This is a genomic window from Candidatus Falkowbacteria bacterium, from assembly GCA_013336275.1.
In the GTDB taxonomy this organism is placed as follows: Bacteria; Patescibacteriota; Patescibacteriia; order Patescibacteriales; family GWE2-39-37; genus JAAXUA01.
Genome location: JAAXUA010000002.1, coordinates 18,508 through 42,101 on the forward strand (window position 1 = coordinate 18,508; position 23,594 = coordinate 42,101).

The 23,594-nt window shown below is 51.9% G+C and carries 14 protein-coding genes; 12 read left to right on the forward strand and 2 right to left on the reverse strand.

Annotated features, from left to right (window positions below; translation table 11 throughout):
- The first annotated feature begins 67 nt into the window (after nt 1-67).
- From HGA34_01790 to HGA34_01830, 9 genes are all read left to right on the forward strand, one after another.
- A complete protein-coding gene (locus HGA34_01790; protein ID NTW22259.1) occupies nt 68-2,713 on the forward strand; it encodes a DNA translocase FtsK in 2,646 nt (881 codons plus the stop codon).
- A 5-nt stretch (nt 2,714-2,718) separates the two neighbouring features.
- The gene (locus HGA34_01795; GenBank protein ID NTW22260.1) at nt 2,719-3,219 is read left to right on the forward strand and encodes a hypothetical protein; all 501 of its coding nucleotides are present in this window, start codon (nt 2,719-2,721) and stop codon (nt 3,217-3,219) included.
- A gap of 51 nt (nt 3,220-3,270) precedes the next feature.
- Nucleotides 3,271-7,821 carry a hypothetical protein gene (locus tag HGA34_01800; protein NTW22261.1) on the forward strand — a complete coding sequence of 1,517 codons (4,551 nt, stop codon included), beginning with the start codon at nt 3,271-3,273 and terminating at the stop codon, nt 7,819-7,821.
- A gap of 179 nt (nt 7,822-8,000) precedes the next feature.
- Complete coding sequence (locus tag HGA34_01805) at nt 8,001-8,645, forward strand: MBL fold metallo-hydrolase (protein NTW22262.1); 645 nt, start codon at nt 8,001-8,003, stop codon at nt 8,643-8,645.
- 24 nt (nt 8,646-8,669) lie between these two features.
- Nucleotides 8,670-9,380 carry a hypothetical protein gene (locus tag HGA34_01810; GenBank protein NTW22263.1) on the forward strand — a complete coding sequence of 237 codons (711 nt, stop codon included), beginning with the start codon at nt 8,670-8,672 and terminating at the stop codon, nt 9,378-9,380.
- A gap of 167 nt (nt 9,381-9,547) precedes the next feature.
- Nucleotides 9,548-11,998 (forward strand): DNA gyrase subunit A, encoded by a 2,451-nt coding sequence (gene gyrA, locus HGA34_01815; GenBank protein NTW22264.1) that lies wholly within the window; start codon nt 9,548-9,550, stop codon nt 11,996-11,998.
- Between the two features lie 29 nt (nt 11,999-12,027).
- Nucleotides 12,028-13,020, forward strand: a complete 993-nt coding sequence (locus tag HGA34_01820; protein ID NTW22265.1) for a hypothetical protein — start codon at nt 12,028-12,030, stop codon at nt 13,018-13,020.
- Between the two features lie 59 nt (nt 13,021-13,079).
- Nucleotides 13,080-13,790, forward strand: coding sequence for a hypothetical protein (locus HGA34_01825; protein NTW22266.1), 711 nt, complete (start codon nt 13,080-13,082; stop codon nt 13,788-13,790).
- Nucleotides 13,791-13,979: 189 nt separating this feature from the next.
- Complete coding sequence (locus HGA34_01830) at nt 13,980-15,188, forward strand: S1 RNA-binding domain-containing protein (GenBank protein ID NTW22267.1); 1,209 nt, start codon at nt 13,980-13,982, stop codon at nt 15,186-15,188.
- A 48-nt stretch (nt 15,189-15,236) separates the two neighbouring features.
- Here HGA34_01830 and uvrB read toward each other — a convergent pair whose 3' ends face one another.
- Together uvrB and HGA34_01840 are read right to left on the reverse strand one after the other, a co-directional pair.
- Complete coding sequence (gene uvrB / locus HGA34_01835; GenBank protein NTW22268.1) at nt 15,237-17,054, reverse strand: excinuclease ABC subunit UvrB; 1,818 nt, start codon at nt 17,052-17,054, stop codon at nt 15,237-15,239.
- A gap of 95 nt (nt 17,055-17,149) precedes the next feature.
- Entirely contained in the window at nt 17,150-17,560 is a 411-nt protein-coding gene (locus tag HGA34_01840) for a hypothetical protein (GenBank protein ID NTW22269.1), read from the reverse strand.
- A gap of 228 nt (nt 17,561-17,788) precedes the next feature.
- Here HGA34_01840 and HGA34_01845 point away from each other — a divergent pair, with 228 nt between their 5' ends.
- The 3 genes from HGA34_01845 to HGA34_01855 all read left to right on the forward strand — a co-directional run bounded on the left by HGA34_01845 (nt 17,789) and on the right by HGA34_01855 (nt 23,557).
- Nucleotides 17,789-19,357: an AAA domain-containing protein gene (locus tag HGA34_01845; protein ID NTW22270.1), complete on the forward strand. Its 1,569-nt coding sequence runs from the start codon at nt 17,789-17,791 to the stop codon at nt 19,355-19,357.
- Nucleotides 19,358-19,585: 228 nt separating this feature from the next.
- Complete coding sequence (locus HGA34_01850; GenBank protein NTW22271.1) at nt 19,586-22,507, forward strand: isoleucine--tRNA ligase; 2,922 nt, start codon at nt 19,586-19,588, stop codon at nt 22,505-22,507.
- Nucleotides 22,508-23,557, forward strand: coding sequence for a hypothetical protein (locus tag HGA34_01855; protein ID NTW22272.1), 1,050 nt, complete (start codon nt 22,508-22,510; stop codon nt 23,555-23,557). It abuts the gene before it with no gap.
- Nucleotides 23,558-23,594: the final 37 nt, after the last annotated feature.

Consider the following 23,594-nt stretch of genomic DNA (forward strand, 5'->3'; position numbering starts at 1 on the left):
AAGTCGTTTTGTCACAAAACCGCGAAATGTGGTAAAATAGGGATAATTGAATTGAAAAATTTTAGCTATGGCAAGAAAGAAAAAGAAAGGATGGCTCTCTAGCGGGCCATCAGGATTTTTTAAGCTACCGGAACTTGACCTGGAACCGGAAACAAAACGCAATATTTGGGCAGTCGTGATCCTGGTCTTGGGCTTCATCAGCCTATTAGGCCTTTTCGATATGGCCGGGATTGTCGGCAGTCAATTGGAGCGCCTACAGATCTTCATTTTCGGCTGGGGCAAGTGGCTGTTTCCAGCTGCTTTGTTCTTTTGGGGCTGGAATCTCCATCGCCAGGAAGGGCCTGGCATCAAGGGAGCGACTTATCTCGGACTTTTCTTGTCAGTGATCACTTTGTTGTCGGTTTTACATTTTTTCGTACCTCAACTCGAATGGCAGCAAGCGATCGATTTGGGCGAGGGTGGCGGTTATCTCGGTTATTTTTTGGCTGATACCTTCGCCAAGCTTTTCGGCTTTTGGGCTTCGTTGATATTATTCGTCGGCTTATTCCTGATTTCTTTGATGCTCCTGTTCAACAAGACGCTTTCAGCCATGTTCGGCCGCGACAGCCTGGTGGGCAAGATGCTTTTCCCGGTGTATTGGCTAGCTGGCAAGCTGAGCGGCAGAAAAGATGAGGATGATGAGGAAGGTGAAGAGGGCGAGGAGGAGGAAGAAGAAAACGAAGAGGAAGAGGAAGAGGAAAGTGAAGAGGAAGAAGAGGGCGAGGAGGAGGAAGAAGAAAACGAAGAGGAAGAGGAAGAGGAAAGTGAAGAGGAAGAAGAGGGCGAGGAGGAGCCGCAGCAATTCACCAAGGCAGCCGTCCCGGCCTTCATGGAAGGCGCGAAGCAGTCCGAGAAGCCGACCAAGACCTGGGAACAGACGGAAATCGAAATCGATATGCCTTATGACCTGCTTTCCAACAAAGTGGGCAAGCCGGCGGCAGGCGATATCAAATCCAACGCCGCCACCATTCAAAGGACATTAGAACACTTCAATATATCGGTTGAGATGGGCGATGTGACCGTCGGACCGACAGTTTCCCAATACACCTTCCGCCCGGGCGAAGGAGTTAAGCTGTCACGCATCACGGCCTTGTCGAACGACTTGGCTCTGGCTTTGGCAGCGCAATCGATCCGTATCGAGGCGCCGATTCCAGGACGTTCATTGGTCGGCATCGAGGTGCCGAATCAGACTAAGGCAGTCGTCGGCATCCGCGAGATATTGGAGTCCGAATCTTTCGAACAGCGCAAGAATAATACGATGGTGGTATTAGGTAAGGACGTCAACGGCAAGGGCTGGGTCTATGATCTGACTAAGATGCCTCACTTGCTGGTCGCCGGCCAGACCAACTCCGGCAAATCCGTCTGCTTGAATTCCATCATCATAGGCCTGCTCTACCAGAATAATCCGGATGACTTGCGTTTCATCATGGTCGATCCGAAGCGTGTCGAATTGCCGAACTATGACGGCATCCCGCATTTGGTGGTGCCGGTCATTACCGATGTCTCAAAGACGGTCAATGCCTTGAAATGGTGCATCAACGAGATGGAGCGCCGTCTCGACCTATTGCAGAAATACCACAAAGTCAACGTCAAAGATTATAATGAATGGCAGGCCAAACAGAAGAAGGGCAAGGATTTGGAAAAATTGCCTTACATCGTCTTCATTATCGATGAGCTGGCTGACTTGATGCAGGTGGCAGCCAAAGATGTCGAAGCCGGCATCATCCGACTGACTCAGATGGCGCGCGCTACGGGCATCCATCTGATCCTGGCCACTCAGCGCCCGAGTGTCGACGTGGTTACCGGCTTGATCAAGGCCAATTTGCCTGCCCGCGTCGCCTTCGCTGTGGCTTCAGCCATCGATTCCAAGACCATTCTTGACTCCTCTGGTGCCGAGAAGCTCCTTGGCAAAGGCGATATGCTTTTCACCAACGCGGAAGAGGCCAAGCCACGACGGTTACAGGGCGCCTTCATCAGCACCCAGGAAATCCGCCGCGTAGTCGAGCATATCAAAGCTAACTCTGACGGCCCGACATATATCGATAATGTGACTGAGCGCCAGAAAGTCAAAGGCATGGCCAGTTTCGGTTCTGGCAGTGGCAGCGACGATGATGATGAACTGCTCGAAGAAGCCAAGGAACTAGTCATAAACGCCGGCAAGGCTTCGACCTCGCTGTTACAGCGCCGGCTGTCGATCGGCTATGGCCGTGCCGCCAAGATACTGGACATGCTTGAGGAAGCCGGCATTGTCGGTCCGACCGTCGGCAACAAGCCGCGCGAGATTATGATCTCGAAAGAACAGTATGCCGCTTTTATCGACCAAGGCACGGCTGGCGTCAGCCTGCATCGTCGTGATGAGGCCGAAGCGCCGGAGCACTATCTGCCAGAAGAGGAGGATGACGAGGAAAACGATGAAGAGTCTGAGGAAGAGGAGGAAGAAAATGAAGAAGATAAGGAAGAGTCTGAAGAAAATGAGGACGAAAACGAAAACGAAAACGAAAACGAGGAAGAGGATGCAGTAGAAGAGACAGAAGATGAGCCGGAAGAAGAGGATGAAGAAGAAGTCGAAGAGGATAAGAAGCCGAAAAAATCACGTGAAACCTCCTCCAAAACTAACGATAAACCGAAGAGGCCGATGAGCCCAGATGATTTCGATAAACTTTTTTCAAGATAAATATCATGGCAAACGTCACCCCGGAACAGAAAAGGCAGCTCGAAGATCTTTTTAGCAAGATTACCGAGTACGAGGCCCAGCTGGCTATCTTAGCCAAGAAGCTCCGAACATTTCGTGAGGACTTCAATCAGATACTGGAGCAGAAGCGCGTCGGCTTGGCCCAGTCGGTTCATGATGACATGATCAACGACGTCGGCCAGCAGCTGATCGAAGAGCTCGATCGCTTTCGGGGGAATAAGTTGAATCATATTTCTGACCTGTTCAAAAAGACCGAAGTCGACCATTCGGGAATTATCGACGGCCATCAAGCGATGACGCAGATCGGTTTGGCTGACAATATTCCCAATACCGATTTGAATGATCGGGTGCAGCAGGTGGAGAGTTTTCTGTTCCGGCTGGAAAATAAGTTAGACGAAGTGCAGCACATAACGGCCGAAAAGATCGCCCAATTGTCGGTCGATTTGGCAGTGACTGAAACCAAATCGGTCAAAGGAAAGAAGAAATAATCACGTTTTCAGGGAAAGCATTCTTAGAGTATAATTTTTCAGATATAAAATATGAGCAGACAGGGAACTGTCGACGGTTTTGAAAAAAAATCAAAACGCCAAAGCGGGCAGGAAGACCATGATACGGCCAAAGGCAAGAAGAAGCGGGAAAAGAAAGCCGGCTCGGATGAGGCTGCGCAGTTTTCTGAATCCATGGCGCCAGAAGTCGAAAAGATCCAACATTATAATGACCGTTTCGAATCGATCGAGCGCTCCGTCGAAAGCTATAAGAATAACTTTGCGGAATATCTGACACAGTTGGAGTCGGATGACAACTCTTTGGGGTTAAAAAAGGATTTCTATGCCAAGTCCATGCGGCTGATTGACGGCCTCAATGGCGCTGAGACCTCTTTGGTTGATTTGAAAAATAAGCAGCTGTCTGAAGTAGAAGGCTCCATTCATGATCTGATTCTGTCTGTAGGCGGCATCCCGCCTAAGGCCATCGAAGAATACGAGAAATTAAGCAATGACCTTGAAGGTTTGCGCGACCGGATACAGTCCAAGATTGACGAGGTCGGACAACTGAAGCAGGAAGACCACGACACTCTGGTTAAGAAAGGACAAGAGCAAGGCGTGGCCGACGTGCAGGGCGTGGTTGAACAGGCTCGGGCCGAAAAGAGGGCCGAAGAGGCCAAGGCCTTCTTTTTTGAAAAAGTCAGCGCTTTCAGGGCTGAAATCAACAGAGTCCGAGCCATCAAGGCTGAAGATGCGGCCGACGGGGAGGTCGTTTTTATGCCACCGACCTCGTGGGGGCAGATTGTCAGCGAGAATACGAATAACAAGGAGCTGCTCAAAGGATTGGAAGAACTGTCTGCCAGAGAGCCGATCGAACAGCTTTATTCTGATTTGAAGGTAGCGGTCGAACAGAAAAATGAAGAGCTGAAAGGCACCGAAAATGGTCTTTCGGTTTTTGATGACGCCGAAGAAGCGGACTTGGAGGGGCAGCTGGATGCAGCCGGAGCAGCGGTCGCGGCCGGTGCGGAGTTGGCAGAACAGAAGCTGAAAGAGCTTGAAGCGCTGAAGCACAACTTGAAATCTTTGGAAAATAAGATCAGTGCCAGGAAGAATAACGGTAATCAACCGAAGTATAACCGCGAAGCGCGGAAGGAGTTCGAACGAGAAGCGGCAAAATTAAGATTACAGATAGCCGAGCTTGAAAATGGATTGGATCCCGATCAGGCTGATGAAGCGGCGCCTGTTGCGACAGCGCCTGATAATTTGCCGATTGCGGAGCCGGCTCTTGATGACTCGCTGTCGCCTGACAGCAGTTCGGAAAACTCCCTGGCCGACTTGGAGGCGCAACTCGATGCCCAATTAAATGAGGAAGTTGAGCGCATCAGCCAGTTGCCGCCGAAAGAGCAGGCAGGAATCGTTGAGAGTATGGCCAATTTCGGCTTTTGGCTGCAGAAGACCAAGAGCAATGTTTTTAAAAGGGTTACCGGAAGTATGACGATGGGCAAGGATAAAGATGGTTCCTGGAATAAGTATATAACTGAATATGCCAAGACACATGAGCGCGATGCTGCCAGGGCAGAAAAGATGCTCGGACAGAAAAAAGGAGTTTTGGGCAGTGCGGCCGGCCTGGGGGCTATGGCAGGCAATCTTTTGCGGGTCGGCCGAATCGCTTATGATGTGGCCGGTGGCAGCTTGCGAGCATTCAATCCTTTCCGGCATGTAACAGCCGGAGCCTTGTTTGTCGCTCGTGGTGCTGAGGCAGGTAAAGAGGTGCGCTTGGGCAACAAGGAAGTGATTAGTAAAAATCGCACGCTGGCGGATGTCGACTTCGAGGCGAAGATGACCAAGAAAGAAAGGAAAGAGCTGGACAAGGAAATGGATCGAGTCGCCGAGGAGGCTTGGGGATTGTACGAAAAGGCTGGCATCAAGGATATCAGGATCGCCGATGCTGATGGAAACATCGATCAGGCCAAACTGGCCGAAGCCAAGCAGGCGATGGACAAGGCCTACTTGGAGCATCTGCCCGAAGATTTGAAAAAACGCTTGGACCGCCTTGATGTTTCCAGCTCTTCTTTGCTGGGCAAGGTATTTTTGAAAGGCGATATCATGTGGGCGGTCAAATCGGTAAACGATGATTTAGAGAAGATCGATAACAACCAGAAACTTTCATCGGAGGAGAAGACTAGAAAAAAGCAGGCGATTTTCGCTTCGAGCGAGAAATTATTAAAAGATTTCGACCGCATGATCGGTGATCAGGGAGTGGTCGATTGGTTGGCTTATGCGGCCAAGAAGACCGAGTGGACCGGCAAAGCCGCCGCCAACGTGATGCTTATCGATTCGATCAGGCTGATGATGCAGCAGCTGCCGGAAATGGCCCACGCCGTTAATGAGTGGCGCTTGGGTCCCAAGAGCTCCTTGGCGGATGTCCGCAAGGAAGCCACCCCGCTGCCAGCAGGAGCCGCAGCAGTCAATGAGAAGTTGATTAACCAATTGGATGGCAAGGCCCCGGCCGGTCAGGATGGTTCAAGTTCCGCCAACTTCGGAAACAGGACCACGGCCACTGGCGGCAGGGCAACTGGAATGGCGGCAGGGCAACCAGCCCCTGAGACCGTACCCGCTCAACCGGCAAACGCCGCAGAACAGCCAGCTGCAGCCAAGACGAAAGCGCCGATCCAAGAACAGCACGCTTCGGCCAAACTTAAGGCCAACTCAGGTGCTGATTCAGTCCCGGCTCCTGCTGCACCGAAAAATGCCGCAGAGACGGCTCCATTCGATCCGAATAAGAACTTTTCGGAAAGTGCGGTCGTGCACAAGGGGGATGGCGTAATCCGGGTGCTGAAACGTCAGATCGTGGAGAGCCCGGAGGAGTTCGGCTTCAAGGGCGATGCCGATGATGCGGCCGCCGTGGAAAAATACGCTTCGGCTACGGCCGCAAGAGCGGCCGCCGAGACCGGATATTGGAACCGTGAAACGGGTGAAGAAGTCCGCTTAAGCACCAAGTCTATCGGACGGGCTGCTTATGTGCTTGAGCGCAAGGGCGACGGCAAATTCGAGGTGCATGAATATTTCAATAATAAGCCGAGCCAGGAAATGTTCCAGAAAGAAGAGTCTCATGCCAGCGGCTCAGCTTTTGAGGGCAATAAGCACGAGAGCTACGAGTACGTGCACAAGGGAGGAGTAACGGGCGGTAATTTGGCGGAAAGGGGAGGCGGTAATGGCAGCCAGTCAGAGAATATGCCGCCAGAAATGCGGGAACTGTTAGAACAGAACGAGCGAGAGGCTAGTGAATTAGCCAAAGATCCTCACGGTATCGAGAGCGAAGCGGTCAAGTTGGCACGGGCAAGATTCAATGAATTGGCAGATGTCGTCGGCAAGGATGGCCAGGGCAACCTGCTGATTAAGGATACGGAAATAGCCAAAGTCATAAATTTTTACGATGGCATATCGCCTGACGAGAAAGGCAAGCTGGTTTTTTGGAAAGAGCATCTAGGCGAATTGCCGACAGGCAGCCGGGCCAAGGAATTTTTCAGCTTAGTCGATCGGGCTTTCACGGACAAGACCAAAGTCGAATATAACGGGCATCTGCTGAAGGCATACACCCAGATGCCGGAGGACATGAAGGCCTTGCCGGTGCGGGCAGTCGGTTATCTTAAGGTTTTCGGCGGCGCCGGGTATGTCGATATGGCCAGGGACGGAGTCCGGGACATGGTCGGCTTAGGACATCTCAAGGAGCTGAATTTCAAGCTGAATATGCGGGATGACGGCGTTGTTGTGGCCGAGGGCATCAAGTTGCCGGGTGCTGCCAGAGAAGTCGATGTTTATATCAGTCACAACAAGATCGGCATGATGCAGCCGAACAGCTTCTTGGGCTTCGGCCGCTGGGATTTTTGGAAGGGCGACCTGGGTATCAGGAATGGCCAGCCGATGTTGGAGCTAGATGCCAAGAATCTGCGCCAGCTGACGCATAATATCAGGAATATCGACAATCTTAATCGCTTGAATGAGCAGCGCTTTTCGGGCAATGAAGAATATCCGCAGCCGAAAAAAGAGGTCGCCATGGTTGCTAATGAGCCGGAGGAAGAGTTTGCTGCAAAACAGGCCAAAACCGTGCCCGAGCGTCCGACCGAACCGACTGCAGCCCCTAAAGAAAAGGAGGCCGTCCAGGCCGAGCGCCCTGTTCCTGAACAGGAAAAAATCAAAGCCCCGGCCAAGGACTTGCGCCTTAGCGATATCCAACGCCCCAAACTAGGGGAAGAGCGGCTGAAGCAGCTGAACTATATAATGAGGGATGGCAATGTGAGCAATATCGCCAAGCTTAATAATGGCGAGGCAGCCCAATACCTTGAGGCGCGCGGAGTCAAAATCGGGGGTGTTGAGCAAAAAAATCTAGCCGTTGCCCTGGATAAGATCAGGAATAGCCGCAATCTGACCGGAGCCGAGCTGCGCAGCTCTAGGGTGCTTTCCAATATCCTGACTGTAAGCATGAGAGACTTGGCAAGCCAGAATGAAACCGTCAGAGGGCAGGCCGCAGACAAGCTCCAACGCTTGTTGGGTGGAAATTACCGGGAAACATCAACCATCATCTTCAAAGGAGCTAGGGAAAAATAACCGCAATTCCTTTATTATTCTATTTTTTTACCAGATTTTTCTTTGGGAAAATCCTTGATTTATTGAGCTACTTCTAGTAAAATAGAAGTAGTTTTATTTTGTTTAAATTAAGCCATTTTTAGCGGTTTTTGTCCAGTTTGTTGCTGGTTGAATTTACCTAAAATTAGCATTTAGAAATTATGTATATCACTTGGCTGGGCCACTCTTGTTTTAAAATTCAGGATAAAATCGGATCCGATGGCGTGACTTTAGTAACTGATCCATTTGATGCTAAGCTCGGCTTGAAGGTTCCGCGCTTGGAGGCGGACATCCTGACGATGTCGCACGACCACCATGATCACGGCAACCGTGAAGCGATCAAAGGCACGCCGTATGTTATCGATACTGCCGGAGAATTCGAGATTAAAGATGTGGCAGTTGAAGGCGTCGAGTCTTTCCATGATGAACACAAAGGAGCTGATCGCGGCAAGAATATCATTTATCGCATAGATATGGACGATATCGTGGTGGTGCACCTAGGCGACCTGGGGCAGCCGCTTGAGCAGAAGCAGTTGGAAAGCTTGGTCGGTGCGGATATATTGCTGATTCCAGTCGGAGGCAAATACACCATTGATGCCAAGAGAGCGGTCGAGGTGGTCAGTCAGATCGAACCGCGCATCGTCATCCCGATGCACTACCATGTTCCAGGCTTGAAATTGGATATCGAGGGCGTGGAAAAATTCGTCAAAGAACTCGGCATCAAGCCTCGCTACGAAGAGAAGCTGAAGATCGCTAAAAAAGATCTCCCTCAGGATGAGATGGAGCTGGTGATCTTGAATCTGTAAAATAAATTTTCAAATAAAAAAAGTATGCCAAGGAGGAAAAAAGAAGCAGTATCTACGGATGCTGTCGCAGGCTCTGTAAAATCGGAAAAGAAAAAGAAACGAGTCGGCGTGGCGGTGCGCGTCTTGAAAGAGAAGGCTAAGCCGGCTGTTGCCGCCGTGCCAGTCGCAGTCCAAGCGCCCGTGAAGGCGGCGCCCGCCCCTGTTCCCGTTGCTCCAGTTATGCCAGCCACGCCGTTTGAAGCGGTTTCTCCGGCCCCCTTGGCCAGTCCGACAAAGCAAGAACCGGTTCAGCCGGCAGTCCAAGCTCAAGCGGTAACCGCGAAACCGACCAGGCCATATTCCGAGAAAGAGAAGTCGATGATCATGTGGACGGCAGTGATTTTCATCATGATCATGGTCTTCGGACTGTGGTTCATGAGCATCAAGCTGCAGTTGCAGAGCGAGGTTATTGAAAAGCCGACTGACCAGTTTGATTTCAAGAAGGTGAGCGATGACATAACCAATGCCATGCGCGAGGCCAACGAGAGTTTGAAACAGCTGGCCTCGACTACGCCGACCAGCACACCGGAGACGGTGGTGTCGGCCACTACGACCGAGCGCGACCTGACTTCGACCACCACCGAAGAGATGGCTACCACCACCTCGCTGAACGAAGAGGCGATCCAGAATACCATCAAGGAATTGGAGTTGCGCCTGAATCGAGGCACGACTGAAGCCACCTCGTCCGTAAGATAAAATTAGTTTAATAGAGTGCAAACCGGTTTTGGATTGCTCCTGCCGGTTTTGCCGTTTAAGCAGATATTACTATGGCCAAACAAGCCAAGCCCAAGAATCCTCAGGAAGAGGAGGCTAATGAGCCTAAAAAGGAAGACAAAGAAGTTAAGCTTATAAATGACCAAGCCATGACGGCTTGGGGCATCGTCGAGCCGCAGCCGATCGTCGAAGAGATGCGCAAGTCATATCTGGATTACGCCATGAGCGTGATCGTTTCGCGCGCCTTGCCGGATGTACGTGACGGCTTGAAACCAGTCCATCGCCGCATCCTGTATGCCATGTGGAGCATCGGCCTTCGTTCCAACGCCAAATTCCGCAAATCGGCGACCGTCGTCGGTGAAGTTTTGGGCAAATACCATCCGCACGGCGATACTGCGGTGTACGATTCGATGGTCAGAATGGCTCAGGACTTTTCCATGCGTTACCCGTTGGTCAGGGGCCAAGGCAACTTCGGTTCGATTGATGGAGACAGCCCGGCGGCCATGCGTTATACCGAGGCGAAGCTGGCAGCCATAGCTGAGGAGCTGATCTTCGACATCGACAAAGATACGGTCAATTTCGCGCCGAATTACGACGGTTCGCAGAAAGAGCCTCGCGTGATGCCGGCCAAGCTGCCGCAGCTGCTCTTGAACGGCACCATGGGCATCGCCGTCGGCATGTCCACCAATATTCCGCCACACAATCTGACCGAGCTGGTCAACGGCATTAATCATCTGATCGATAACCCCGACTCCACGGTCGAGGACCTGATGCAATTCATTACGGGCCCTGATTTTCCGACCGGAGGCGTCATTTACAATAAACAGGATATACTTCAGGCATATGCGACCGGCAAAGGCGGCATCGTCATGCGAGGCCGGGCCGAGATCGTCGAGAACAAGGCAGGCAATTTTCAGATTGTCATCACCGAAATCCCATACCAGGTGAACAAGTCCACGCTGGTAGAAAAGATCGCTGACCTGGTCAAACTCAAGAAGCTGGAAGGTATCAAGGATCTGCGCGACGAGTCCGATCGCGAAGGTATCCGCGTAGTCTTGGATCTGAAAAAAGAAGCATATCCGAAAAAGATCTTGAACGCCCTGTTCAAACTGACCCAGCTGCAGGAAAAATTCCACGTCAACATGCTGGCGCTGGTCGACGGCATCCAGCCTAAAGTCCTTACTTTGAAGATGGTGTTGGAAGAGTATATCAAACATCGCGCCGATGTGATCCGCCGCCGCACCCAATACGAACTCGACAAGGCCAAGGATCGCGCTCACATCTTGGAAGGTTTGATGGTCGCCTTGCACAACATCGATGCCATCATTAAGACTATCAAGGAGTCGAAAGACCGCGATGTCGCCAAAGAGAACTTAATCAAGAAGTTCAAATTGACCGAGCGCCAAGCCATGGCCATATTGGAGATGCGCCTGGCCCAGCTGGCCAACCTGGAACGCATCAGGATCGAGCAGGAATTGAAAGACAAGCAGAAACTGATCAAGGAATTGGAAGGAATATTGAAGTCACCCGAAAAGATCCGCATCATCATCAAGGACGAGACCAGCGCGCTTCTGGATAAATTCGGCGATGAACGTCGCACCCGTGTCGTCGAGCATGCCATAGGCGATTTTTCAGTCGAAGACCTGGTGCCGAATGAGCAGGCAGTGGTCGTTATGACCCGGGACGGTTACATCAAACGCGTTTCCCCGGAAACCTTCAAGGTGCAAGGACGCGGCGGCAAGGGAGTCATAGGCACGACAACCAAGGAAGAGGATATGGTCGAGTTCATGTTTACCATCATGACTCATTCCGATGTACTATTCTTCACCACCAAGGGCCGGGTCTTCCAGCTCAAGGGCTATGACGTGCCGGTGGCCTCGCGTACTGCCAAGGGCAACGCGATCGTCAATTTCCTCCAATTGGCTAGCGACGAGAAAGTGACTTCTGTCTTGCCTCTCGACAAGATAGCTGACAAGAAATTCCTGTTTTTTGCTACCGAGAAGGGGTTGGTTAAGAAGACGGATTTGCATGCTTTCGATAATGTCCGCCGCAGCGGCTTGATTGCCATAAAGATCAAGGAGGACGACAAGCTGATCTGGGTCAAGCCGACCAGCGGCAAAGACCAGGTCCAGCTGATCACCGCCGAAGGACAGGCTATCCGTTTTGAGGAGGCCGATGTCCGTGATATGGGACGCGGTGCGGCCGGCGTCTTCGGTATGCGCCTGAAGAAGACTGATGCTATCGTCGGCATGGGCATCATTGGCACCGATAAGGAAAAGGTCAAGCGATCGCAGGTCCTGACTATCATGGCTCACGGTTTTGGCAAAAGGACCGAACTCGCGTTGTACAAGGTTCAGGGAAGAGGCGGTTCCGGCATCCGTACTGCCAAGGTCACCGACAAGACCGGCAAGCTGGTCAACGCTTTCGTTTTGGATCGCGATGTCATGGACGACCGTGATTTGGTGGTGATTTCCGACAAGGGCCAAGTGATCCGTCTGCCTTACAAGAGCGTACCGGAACTTGGCCGCGACACGCAGGGTGTCCGCCTGATGCGGCTCAAAGAAGGCGGCGACGAGGTGGCCAGCGTAACTTGGATTTAATAAGTCATTAACTAATATAATTATTTTTTATGAAAAAAATAATCATGCTTTCCCTGGCGGTCGTGCTTATCGCAACCGGCTGCACTCTGGGCGGCAAGAGACAGGTCGTGCTGAAGCCTAACGAGGCGCAGGCCAAAGCTGAAAAGTTTATCAACGAGGTTCTTCTGGGCGGACAGCAGACGGCGACGTTGGCTAACTTCGCTCTTGATGCCGATACGAATATGTATAAATTCGAGGTCAGCATCCCTGGCAACAGCAAGCCGATCGAGGCCTATCTCACCAAGGATGGTAAGACCTTCTTCCCTCAGTCTTTGAATCTGGAAGAAATAGAGAAACAGGCCGCTGGCCAAGGTGGCGACCAGAGCAGCCCGGAGCAGAAAAAGCCGTCTGCCGTCGCACCGAAGTCGGATAAGCCGAAGGTCGAGCTGTTCGTCATGAGCTACTGCCCGTATGGCACCCAGATCGAGAAGGGCATCATCCCGGTTGTCGAGAAGCTGGGCGAGTCCATCGATTTCAACTTGAAGTTCGTCAATTACGCCATGCATGACGAAAAGGAAATCAAGGAAAACTTGTTGCAGTATTGCATCGACAAGGAAGATAATTCCAAACTCCTGCCTTACCTCAAGTGCTTCCTGAAGAGCGATGAGTCCGCCAAGTGCCTAGCCGAGGTCAAAGTCAATACCGGCAAGGTCAATGCTTGCGTCAAATCATCTGATGAAAAATTCCAAGTCACTGAAAAATACAAGAACAAGGAAGGCTGGACCGGTCAGTTCCCACCGTTCGATGTCCATAAGGCTGACAATGAGAAATACGGCGTCCAGGGCTCTCCGTCTCTCGTTATCAACGGCGAGCAGATCAGTTCAGGACGTTCACCGTCTGAACTTTTGAAGACCATCTGCTCAGCCTTCAACAAGGCTCCGGCAGCTTGTTCGACTGAGCTGTCTTCAGCCGAACCGGCTCCGGGTTTCGGCGATGGCACGACCCAGGGCGGAAGCACCGGCGCTGCCGGCTGCGGCCAGTAAACAAGGGAATCATAATAGCAAACGGGCAAGGAGCGATCCTTGCCCGTTTGCGTAAAAATATGGCATTGGTATTCGATATTGAAACGGTCGGTCTTGATTTCGAACAGCTCGACAAGACTACCCAGGAACAATTGACCCGTTGGATCAGGCGCGAAGCCGGCGGCAACCAAGAGCAGCACGATCATTTGTTGGCTGAGATGAAGGATGGCTTGGGATTCTCGCCGCTGACCGGCGAAATCGTGGCGCTCGGTATCTATGACACGGAGAAGGATCGGGGCGTGGTTTATTTCCAATCGCCCGAACTGGAGCTCAAGGATTATCAAGAAGAGAACTTCACCTTCAAGCCTAGGACCGAGGCCGAGATGCTCCATGCCTTTTGGGAAGGGGCCAAGCATTATCGGGAATTCATCAGCTTCAATGGCCGCGGCTTCGATGTGCCGTTCATGCAGATCCGCTCGGCCGTCAATCGGATCAGGCCGACGGTCGACCTATTGTCGAACCGCTACCTTTCGAGCCAATCGCGTGAGCATAAGCACATCGACCTGATGGACCAACTGTCGTTTTACGGAGCGGTCAGGCGCAAGAACAGCCTCCACCTGTACTGCCGCGCTTTCGGTATCTCCAGCCCTAAGGCCAATGGCATCACGGGGGAAGAGGTCGGCCGGTTTTTCAAGGAGCGGCGCTATCAGGATATCGCTGGGTATAACAGCTGGGATCTGATCGCGACAGCTGAATTATACAAAATCTGGCAGGATTATGTCCGGTTCTGAGGGTTTTCTTAAGGGTTGACATATGCGGCATAATATTGTAAGATAGACCCATCATTACAAATGAATAAACACCTATAATAAACTCCCAGATTTCAGTCCGCCCAAGGCGGAGGAGGTGGTCAGGGAACTTGCCATAAAAAATGCAGGGTAAACCCGATTTTTTTATTGGGCAAGTTGAAAAAATATCATATGGCAGATGCAAAAAAACAGGCTGACCTAGTGGTAACAGCAGAGCAGACTCCCGAAAGCGACGAGTTTGCAGCAATCTTAACTAAAGAAAAAGAGGCGATCCATGTTCCTCAGGTCGGCGAGACCGTCACCGGTCTGGTCGTTTCCGCCTCCAAGGCCGAAGTCCGTTTGGACATCGACGGCACCTTCATCGGTATCGTCCGCGGCCGCGAATTGTATGACGAAGCACCGGAGTACGCCAGCTTGAAGCCAGGCGACACCATCGAAGCAACCGTCATCGAGGAAGAGAACGAACACGGCAATATCGAATTGTCCTTCCGCTATGCTGGACAGGAAAAGGCTTGGGCCGGCTTGCGCGATTCTTTCGCCAACAAGAGCGTCATCAAGGTGCGCGTCATCGACGCCAACCGCGGCGGGCTTTTGGCCAGCTTCGGCCAGATTGCCGGTTTCTTGCCGGTATCCCAGTTGGCTCCTGAAAACTATCCGCGCGTTTCCGGCGGAGACAAGAGCCGCATTTTAGAAAAATTGAAGTCTTTCGTCGGCAACGAGATCGAAGTCCGCGTCATGACTTTGGATGATAAGGGTGAGAAGATCATCTTCTCCGAAAAGGAGGCTTGGAACGAGAAGCAGAAGGACGTAATCGCCAAGTACAAGATCGGTACCAGGGTGTCCGGCAAGATCACTGCTGTGACCGACTTCGGCGTCTTCATCAGCTTTGGCGATAACCTGGAAGGTTTGATCCACATCTCCGAGCTCGCTTGGCAGCGTATCGATGATCCAGCCGACCTCTTCAAGACTGGCCAGGAAATCGAAGCTGAGATCATTAATATCGATGGTTCCAAGATTTTCCTCTCAGCCAAGAAATTAGCCCGCGATCCGTGGGACAATATCAGCGAGAAGTTCAAGGTTGGTGATGTGGTCAAGACCACGATCCTTAAGGTCAATCCGTTCGGCTTGTTCGTCAAGCTTGATGATGACATCCATGGCTTGGCCCATGTCAGCCAATTGGCTCTGGCTCCTGGCCAGAAGATCGAGGAGCTCTATAAGGTTAACGAAGAAGTTGATTTCAAGATTATCTCCATCGAGCCTCGCGAGCATCGCTTGGGCTTAGCTAATCCGGCTGTCGAAGCACCGGAAGAAAAAGCAGAGAAGAAAGAGAAGAAGGCTAAGGTAGAAAAGAAAGAAGAAACAGAAGAAAAAGCTGAATAATATAGCGAAAAAACACCGGCCGTCTGGCCGGTGTTTTTTTATTTGATTCTACATGATGCTATCGTGCATCCTGGCTGTCGTCGATGAGGGGGTTATGTGATGTTTCTGGTTGTAGGCTTCTTGGATTTTGCGCCGGCGTTTGGTCTCGTTCAAGGCGTAGCGCATGGCCGGCGTCACCTTGTCGCCGTACATGACGACTCGTCCCTCGAGATGGCGGGCGGCACGGCCCATGGTCTGCACCAGTGAAGTCTCGTTGCGCAAGAAACCGGACATATCGGCATCAAGGATGGCAACGAGAGATACTTCAGGCAGGTCTAAGCCTTCGCGCAGGAGGTTGATGCCAACTAGGACATCGTATTTGCCGGAACGCAGGTCGCGTAGGATGTCGACCCGTTCCAAGGTATCAATCTCGCTGTGTAAATATTGGACTTTGATGTGCTGTTCTTGCAAGAAAGCTGACAATTCTTCGGCCATGCGTTTGGTCAGGGTGGTTACGAGAACGCGCTGGCCCTTGATTACAGTGGCCTCGATTTCCTTGATCAGGTCGGGCACCTGTCCCTTGCTTGGCCGCACTTCGACCACCGGATCCAAGAGACCGGTCGGTCGGACGATCTGCTCTACGACGCGCTTGGAATTCTTGATTTCATAGGCATTTGGCGTGGCGCTGACGTAGATAATCTGCTTGACCTTCTCGTTGAATTCGATGAAGTTCAAGGGGCGGTTATCCCTGGCTGAAGGCAGGCGGAAGCCGTAATCGATCAGATTCTGCTTGCGTGATTGGTCTCCAGCGTACATGCCGCCGATCTGGGGCAGCGTGACGTGAGATTCGTCAACCATGACCAGATAATCATCCGGGAAGAAATCCATCAAGGTTTCGGGCGGCAGTCCGGGCGCACGGCCAGAGAGGTGGCGTGAGTAATTCTCGATACCGTTGCAGTAGCCGACCTGTTCGATCATCTCCAGGTCGTAATTGGTCTTGCGTTGAAGGCGGTAGGCTTCGACGTCTTTGCCGTCTTTGGTCAGCTGCTTCAAGCGTTCATTCAATTCTTCGCGTATCGTCTCGACGGCGGCGGTCATCCGTTCTTCCGGCGTCATGAAGTGCTTGGCGGGGAGGATGCGGACTTCATTGATTTCGTATTCCTGCTTATTATGGAAAGTCTCGGCCCAGGGCAATTGCTTGCCGGGGACGATGGTAAAGAGATAGATTTTTTCGATGGTGTCGCCATACATCAGGACGCGGATCATCGCTTCGCCGGTGGCCAAGTGGATGTCGACGGTCTCGCCTTTGACCCGGAACTGGCCGCGCAGGAACTCGGCGTCGTTGCGCTGGTATTGTAGGCGGATCAGCTCGAGCAAGAGCTCGTTGCGCTTGATAACTTGGCCGACGGCCAAGTGTTTGCTTAGGGCTTCGTAGTCGGCTTTTTCGCCTAAGCCGTAAATGCAAGAGACGGAAGCCACGATGATGACGTCGCGGCGATTCAGGAGCGATTGGGTCGCAGCGTGGCGCAAGCGGTCGATTTCTTCGTTGATGGTCGCCTCCTTTTCGATATAGGTATCGCTTTGAGGGATGTAGGCCTCGGGCTGGTAATAGTCATAGTAGGAGACGAAATAATGGACGGCGTTATGGGGAAAGAATTGGCGGAACTCGCCGTAAAGCTGGGCAGCCAAGGTCTTGTTGTGGGAGATGATGAGCGTCGGTCGCTGAGTCGCCTCGATGACCTTGGCCATAGTGAAAGTCTTGCCCGAACCGGTCACGCCCAAAAGCGTCTGGTCGCGGAAACCTTGCTTGAGGCCGTCCACCAGGCCCTTGATGGCTTTGGGCTGGTCGCCGGCCGGTTTGAATTTTGAGTCAAAGATGAAATCCATAAAAGTATGTTCAATATAACAATGTCTGCCACTTTTGGCAAAAAGAATGGCCCCGTGGTAAGACGGGGCCGGTTAGGGGCGGGATGGGTGCCGTTTTAGGCGGCGAGCCTGGTATTGTGCTGAAAGGCTCTTCCAGCAAGGAGGGGGTCGCCGGTTTCTGGGCAGAAGGAGATGGCGAGCTCATAATAACGGCTCGGTTGGGGGTTCTTGAAGAAAAGGGCAGTGACGGTGGGCAGACCGCGGCTGTCGATGGCGTGGACCACCCGGATTTCAGAAGCGCTCAGATAGGCTTCCTTGAGCTGGTTGGCTGCCGAGTAGCCTACGGCGAAATGCTCTTTGAGGACGCGGTCCTCGGTCAGTTCACAAGCAATCTCATTTTTTTCGATGCAGTTGATGACTTTGGGCCAAAAGAGGTTGGCCGCCCTTACTCCGGGGTTGGAGCGTTGTCTGGTTTGGCTTTTGAAGCTCTTGTTAAAGATCAGGGCCACTTTTCTTGCGTTTTCCACGGGTCATTCCTCCTTTGGGTGGTTGTTGGCCTAAAAAGTCTGTATAATTAGAGATAATAGCATATTTTACTATTTTTGTCAATATATATTTATTGACAAAATATAAAGTTTATGTTAATTTGGAATATCGTCAAAATTAGTTATTCGGCCAAAATTGGCTATTAATAGCAGTTTTTACGCAAATGGTTCTATACAATCCACTTTAACCACGCACACAAGGAGAACGACATGGACGAGAAACGGAATGGTCAACAGGTTGCGGATGAGGTAAAACGTGTTCTTGATGCTTTGGGAACGATTTCCAAGCGCGAAAAGGACGAGTCGGGTGAAGCTGTCGGCAAGCGCGCAGATAGCGATTTCATCGCTAACTTCACCATGAGGCCGGCAGAACTGATTTCCCAGCTCGAGAAGAAGGTCATCGGACAGGAACAAGCGCTGCGGATCCTGGCCACCAAGATCTGCGGCCACTACAACGCCGTACGTTCGCGGCTGGCCAAGGGTTCTAACCCGATGGACGATGTCGATCGCATCAAGTCGAACATCCTGCTGGTCGGACCGACCGGTTCTGGCAAATCTTTCCTCTTGAAGCTGATCGCCAAGATCGTCGGCGTGCCCTTCGTCAAGGTCGATGCTACCAAGTTCACCGAAGCGGGGTATGTCGGCGGCGATGTCGAGGACATCATCCGGGACTTGGCACGCAAAACCAAGCTGAAAGACGGACAGACAGATGTCGCCTTAGCCCAGTTCGGCATCGTCTTCATCGACGAGGTCGACAAGATCGCCTCGAGCAACGGCTCGATCGGTCCTGACGTTTCCCGCCGCGGCGTCCAGCAAGCTTTGCTGACGCTGATCGAGGACGCTGAAGTCTCGCTGAAAGAGAAGCCGGACGTCGAGCAGATTGTCCGGGCCTACAAGCTGGCAAGCGAGGGCAAGGAAATACCGCCTCAGACCATCAGTACCAAGAACATCCTGTTCGTCTTCGCTGGCGCTTTCCCCGGGCTTGAGGAAATAGTCGGCAAAAGGTTGACCCAGAAACAGCTCGGTTTCGGCGCCGAAATCCGTCGCAAGTCCGATAACAAGGACCTTTTGCGCAAGACGACCAACGAAGACCTGAAGAGTTTCGGTATGGAACCGGAGCTCCTCGGCCGCGTACCGGTAAGGGTTATGCTGGACGAGCTGACCGAAGAACAGCTGTTCACCATCCTTCGCAATCCGGAGGCACCCATCATCATGCACTTCAGCGAAGTAATGGAGTCATACGGCGTCGATGTCGATTTCGAAGATGGCGTCCTGCGTCACATCGCCAAACTGGCCGTATCCGAAGGCACCGGTGCCAGGGGGCTGTTGGCCGCATTCGAGGCAACCATCGGCGTTTATGAAACCCACCTCTCCGAGACGCCGGTAACGAAGTTGACCTTCACCCTGCCCATGATTGACGGGACCATCGAGCCGTTGGAATTCATCAATGCGCTGAATGATGGCTATGCTGAGCGGCAGGAGGAAGCATTGCGACTGGTAGCAGCAGACAAAGAACATCAGGCCTCGATCGATGGCTACGTCGATTACGTCAAGACCAAACACGCCTTGTCCCTGCAGTTCGATGCTGACGCCAGAAACAAGATTTCCATCTTGGCGCTGGACGCCAAACAGACCGACTGTGATGTCTGCGTCAGGATCTTCGGCGAATGCGAAGCGGCCTTTACTCTCTTGGCCAACAAGGGAAGGACGCACCTGATCGTGACCGTTGCTGCCGTCGATAGCCCCATGAATTTCTTGGAAAACGCCTTCAAGGAGTAGGCTGACAAGAAATGACCTAATGTTAGGTAAGTTATCAAGAAACTTTCCTGGGTAGCCCATCAGTTTTCGTGGTTTAAAGACCAAACGCACCTTAACTATCCGACTTATTCGGAGAGCCCACACACCAGTGGGCTTTTTTTTGACAAATAGCTTAAATTAGGTTAAATTATAGCTATAATCAAGGCAAAAAAGGGGCTTAGCCGAGGGCTAGGCCTTCTATTTATTAATATGTCAGAACCAACCACCAACCCGCAGGGAGCTAACCAGTTCCAACAGATGGAAGAAGAGGTCTTAACTTTTTGGGATAAGGCTAAAATTTTCGAGCAATCGGTCGAGCGTGAGGCGCCCCAGGGCGACTACGTCTTTTATGACGGCCCGCCTTTCGGCACCGGCGAACCGCACTATGGCCACATATTGTCGAGCGTTTCCAAAGACGTCGTCCCGCGTTATTGGACGATGCAGGGTTACCGTGTCGAGCGGCGCTGGGGCTGGGATTGTCATGGTTTGCCGATCGAGAATATCATCGAGGCTGACATGAAGATCAGCGGCAAGAAGCAGATCGAAGAAATGGGCGTAGCTGTTTTCAACGAAGCCTGCCGCTCTCGCGTTTTGGAATACGCTGATATTTGGGACGGCATGGTGCGGCGCATCGGCCGCTGGGTCGATTTCAAGAATTCCTACAAGACCATGGATACGACCTTCATGGAGTCTGTCTGGTGGGGCTTCAAGGAATTGTGGAACAAGGACCTGATTTACGAAGGCCGCAAAGTCCTCTTGTATTGCCCGCGCTGCGAAACCCCGATCTCGAACTTCGAGGTCGCCATGGACAACAGCTATAAGGACGTGACCGACTCGACTCTTTATGTAAAATTCAAAGCGATTAACGCCAAGGAAAAATTAGGGCTCGACGGCGATGTGTATGTGATGGCTTGGACGACTACGCCCTGGACCTTGCCGAGCAACGTCGCTTTGGCGGTGGGAGAAAATATCGACTACGTAATCGTTGAAGATGGCTCAACTTACATTTTGGCCAAAGAGCGTTTAAGCGAAGTATTCAAAGACAAGGAAGCTAAGATAGTTAAAGCTCTAAAAGGCGCCGAGCTGCTCGGCTTGGAGTATGAGCCGCTTTTGGACATTCTATTGCCAGAAGAAGAACAATCCAAAAAGGCCTATTATGTCGTGCCGGGAGATTTCGTGACCACTGACGACGGCACCGGCATCGTCCACATCGCTCCGGTCTATGGCGAAGACGACTACAAGCTGGGTCAGAAATTCGAATTGCCGATCATCCCGACCTTGGACGAGAAAGGACACTTCACCCAGACCGTGCCTGAGTTTACCGGTTTGTATTTCAAGAAAGCCAATGAGTTGATTATCAATAAGTTGACCGAACGCGGTTCGGTGTTTGCCAATGTCAAAGTGTCGCACTCGTATCCGCACTGCCATCGCTGTGACACGGCCTTGTTCTATAACGCCATTCCGGCTTGGTTTTTGAATATCGCCAAGATTAGAGGGAAGATGCTCGAGAACAACCAGAAGGTCAATTGGTACCCGGAGCATCTCAAGGATGGCCGCTTCGCCAAGGGCATCGAGCAGGCGCCGGACTGGAATATTTCGCGCAACCGCTATTTCGCTACGCCGATTCCGATCTGGCGCTGTGAGGAGTGCGGCGAGATGGAAGTGGTAGGCAGCGTCGAAGAGCTAGAACAGAAAAGCGGCGCTTCGGAAATCAGCGATATCCATAATCACAACATCGACCACCTCGCTTGGAAATGCTCGAAATGCAGCCATGAGATGAAACGCATCAAGGAAGTGTTCGATTGCTGGGTCGAGTCCGGTTCGATGCCGTTCGCCCAGATGCATTATCCGTTCGAGAACGAACAGAAATTCAAGGACAATTTCCCGGCCCAGTTCATCAGCGAGTATATCTCGCAGACCCGGGCCTGGTTCTACGTGATGCATGCCATCTCAACCGGCTTGTTCGACAGCCACAGCTTTGAGAACGTCATCACCACCGGCGTTATTTTGAACGAGAAGGGAGAAAAGATGAGCAAATCAAAGAAGAATTATCCTGACCCGTACAAAGTCATCAATGAATTCGGCGCTGATGCATTGCGGGCCTATCTGATGGGCTCGACGGTCATGCATGCTGAAAACCTGTTCTTCAATGAGAACGAGGTCAAGGACCTGTTCAGGAAAAATATCATGATCCTGTGGAATGTTTATAAGTTTTATGAGATGTATGCCGCAGAATCTCGTGACTCGGAAGGCGTAACGCGTAACGAATCTGGCAACGTTTTGGATCAGTGGATATTGGCTAAGCTGGATGAATTGATCGAAGAAGTGACCAAGAATATGAATGCCTATGACCTGCCGCGTTCGGTGCGCCCGATCGGCGATTTTATCAACGAACTGTCGACTTGGTATATCCGCCGCTCGCGCGATCGCTTCAAGGGAGAAGACGAGGCGGACAAGCAGGCCGCCTTGGCGACCACCGGATTTGTCTTGGCGGAACTCGCCAAAGTCATGTCGCCGTTCATGCCGTTCATTGCCGAGCAAGTCTGGCAGAAAGTGACTGGCAATAATTTCGGCAATGATAGCAAGTCCGTCCATCTTGAAAGTTGGCCGAAACCAGGCACCACCGATAAGGCCGTACTTGGGCAGATGGAGGCGATCAGGAAAATCGTCGAGGCCGGGTTAGCCAAGCGCGACGAGGCCGGTATCAAGATTCGTCAGGCGTTACCACATTACTCGACCGACTTGGCAAAGGAACTGTCAGCCGAATACGTTGAGATTATCAAGGATGAATTGAATGTCTTGGAAGTGCGATTCGGCGCGAACGAATTGGGGACGGAAATGAGCGAAGAGCTGCTAATGGATGGCGTCAAGCGAGAATTGGTGCGCTTCATCAACGCTATGCGCAAGAATGCCGGTTTGACTATTCAGGACAGGATAGCGGTCTACTGGAGCGCTGTTGATTCCGATTTTCCGAAACCGCTGGTGAAGAAAGTGATTGGCGAACTGGGCGATGCTCTGGCTAAAGATGTCTTGGCTGACGTGATAAAAGAAGAGCGTGCTACGGATATTGATTCAGAAAAGGAAGTCAAAGCTAACGGCGAACCCGTTTGGCTAGGCATTAAGAAAATTTAAATGTCGAAAGCAATCGTATTGTTATCCGGAGGCCTTGATTCAATGCTGGCGGCGCGGACACTGATCGAGCAGGGCGTCGAGGTAGTTGGCGTAACTTTCATCAGTAATTTTTTCGGCGCTGAGCGCGGCATGAAAGCGGCCAAGCAGTTGGGTATTCCGTTGATTCCGACCAATTTCGCGGCCAAACACCTGGAGATGGTCAAACAGCCGAAGCACGGTTATGGTAAGAACATGAATCCTTGTATCGACTGCCACGCCATGATGCTGCGTGAAGCCAAGGAAATAATGGAAGGCAAAGAGATGGTCTTGGTCTATCCTGATAATTCAATCAAGGCTGTCGCGCAGGAATATGATTTTATTGCCACGGGCGAGGTTTTGGGCCAGCGGCCAATGTCGCAGAATAGGCGGGCTTTGAATATAGTGGCTGATTATTCCGGCGTCGGTGATCGCCTGCTCCGCCCCCTGTCAGCCAAACTGCTGACAGAGACTATTACAGAAAAAGAAGGCAAGGTCGATCGGGATAAATTGTTGGATATCAACGGACGCTCCCGCCACCGCCAAGTCGAATTGGCGGCGCAGTACGGATTGGTCGACTACCCTAGCCCTGCAGGCGGCTGTTTGTTAACCGACCCGGTGTTCGGGCAGAAGTTGAAAGAGATGATTATCAATTGGCCCGATTGCACCGGCGAGGACGTCGCTTTCATCAAGCTTGGACGCAGTTTCTGGTTGAAGCTGAGAGGAGAGAACGTTTTGATCGTTGTCGGGCGGGATGAAGAAGAGAACGAGAAGCTGCTAAAGCTGGCCCGGCCGGGCGATGTCTTGGCTGAGGTTGACGAAGTTTATGGACCAGTCGTGGTGGCGCACGCCAAAACCAGGCTTGATGCCCCGGACAGGATAAGCGTCGAGGTACCACGCGAGCTAAGGATAGAAGCGCTGTTGAGAGAACATCAGAATGAATCGGGCCTCTTCTCCGTCGTTTCCCTGATAACCGGCTATTATGCCAATAAGGCGCGAGGCATGAAGGTTGATGTGATTTTTAAAATCAAATAATCTTATTAACGGGGTGCCGATTTCGATAAGCAATCGA

What these genes read in the sequence shown, in the direction of transcription:
- HGA34_01800 (NTW22261.1), top strand. Translation starts at nt 3,271, where the DNA reads ATGAGCAGACAGGGAACTGTCGACGGTTTTGAAAAAAAATCAAAACGC.
- HGA34_01805 (NTW22262.1), top strand. Translation starts at nt 8,001, where the DNA reads ATGTATATCACTTGGCTGGGCCACTCTTGTTTTAAAATTCAGGATAAA.
- HGA34_01825 (NTW22266.1), top strand. Translation starts at nt 13,080, where the DNA reads ATGGCATTGGTATTCGATATTGAAACGGTCGGTCTTGATTTCGAACAG.
- uvrB (NTW22268.1), bottom strand. Translation starts at nt 17,054, where the DNA reads ATGGATTTCATCTTTGACTCAAAATTCAAACCGGCCGGCGACCAGCCC.
- HGA34_01790 (NTW22259.1), top strand. Translation starts at nt 68, where the DNA reads ATGGCAAGAAAGAAAAAGAAAGGATGGCTCTCTAGCGGGCCATCAGGA.
- HGA34_01820 (NTW22265.1), top strand. Translation starts at nt 12,028, where the DNA reads ATGAAAAAAATAATCATGCTTTCCCTGGCGGTCGTGCTTATCGCAACC.
- HGA34_01845 (NTW22270.1), top strand. Translation starts at nt 17,789, where the DNA reads ATGGACGAGAAACGGAATGGTCAACAGGTTGCGGATGAGGTAAAACGT.
- HGA34_01810 (NTW22263.1), top strand. Translation starts at nt 8,670, where the DNA reads ATGCCAAGGAGGAAAAAAGAAGCAGTATCTACGGATGCTGTCGCAGGC.
- HGA34_01850 (NTW22271.1), top strand. Translation starts at nt 19,586, where the DNA reads ATGTCAGAACCAACCACCAACCCGCAGGGAGCTAACCAGTTCCAACAG.
- HGA34_01795 (NTW22260.1), top strand. Translation starts at nt 2,719, where the DNA reads ATGGCAAACGTCACCCCGGAACAGAAAAGGCAGCTCGAAGATCTTTTT.
- gyrA (NTW22264.1), top strand. Translation starts at nt 9,548, where the DNA reads ATGACGGCTTGGGGCATCGTCGAGCCGCAGCCGATCGTCGAAGAGATG.
- HGA34_01830 (NTW22267.1), top strand. Translation starts at nt 13,980, where the DNA reads ATGGCAGATGCAAAAAAACAGGCTGACCTAGTGGTAACAGCAGAGCAG.
- HGA34_01855 (NTW22272.1), top strand. Translation starts at nt 22,508, where the DNA reads ATGTCGAAAGCAATCGTATTGTTATCCGGAGGCCTTGATTCAATGCTG.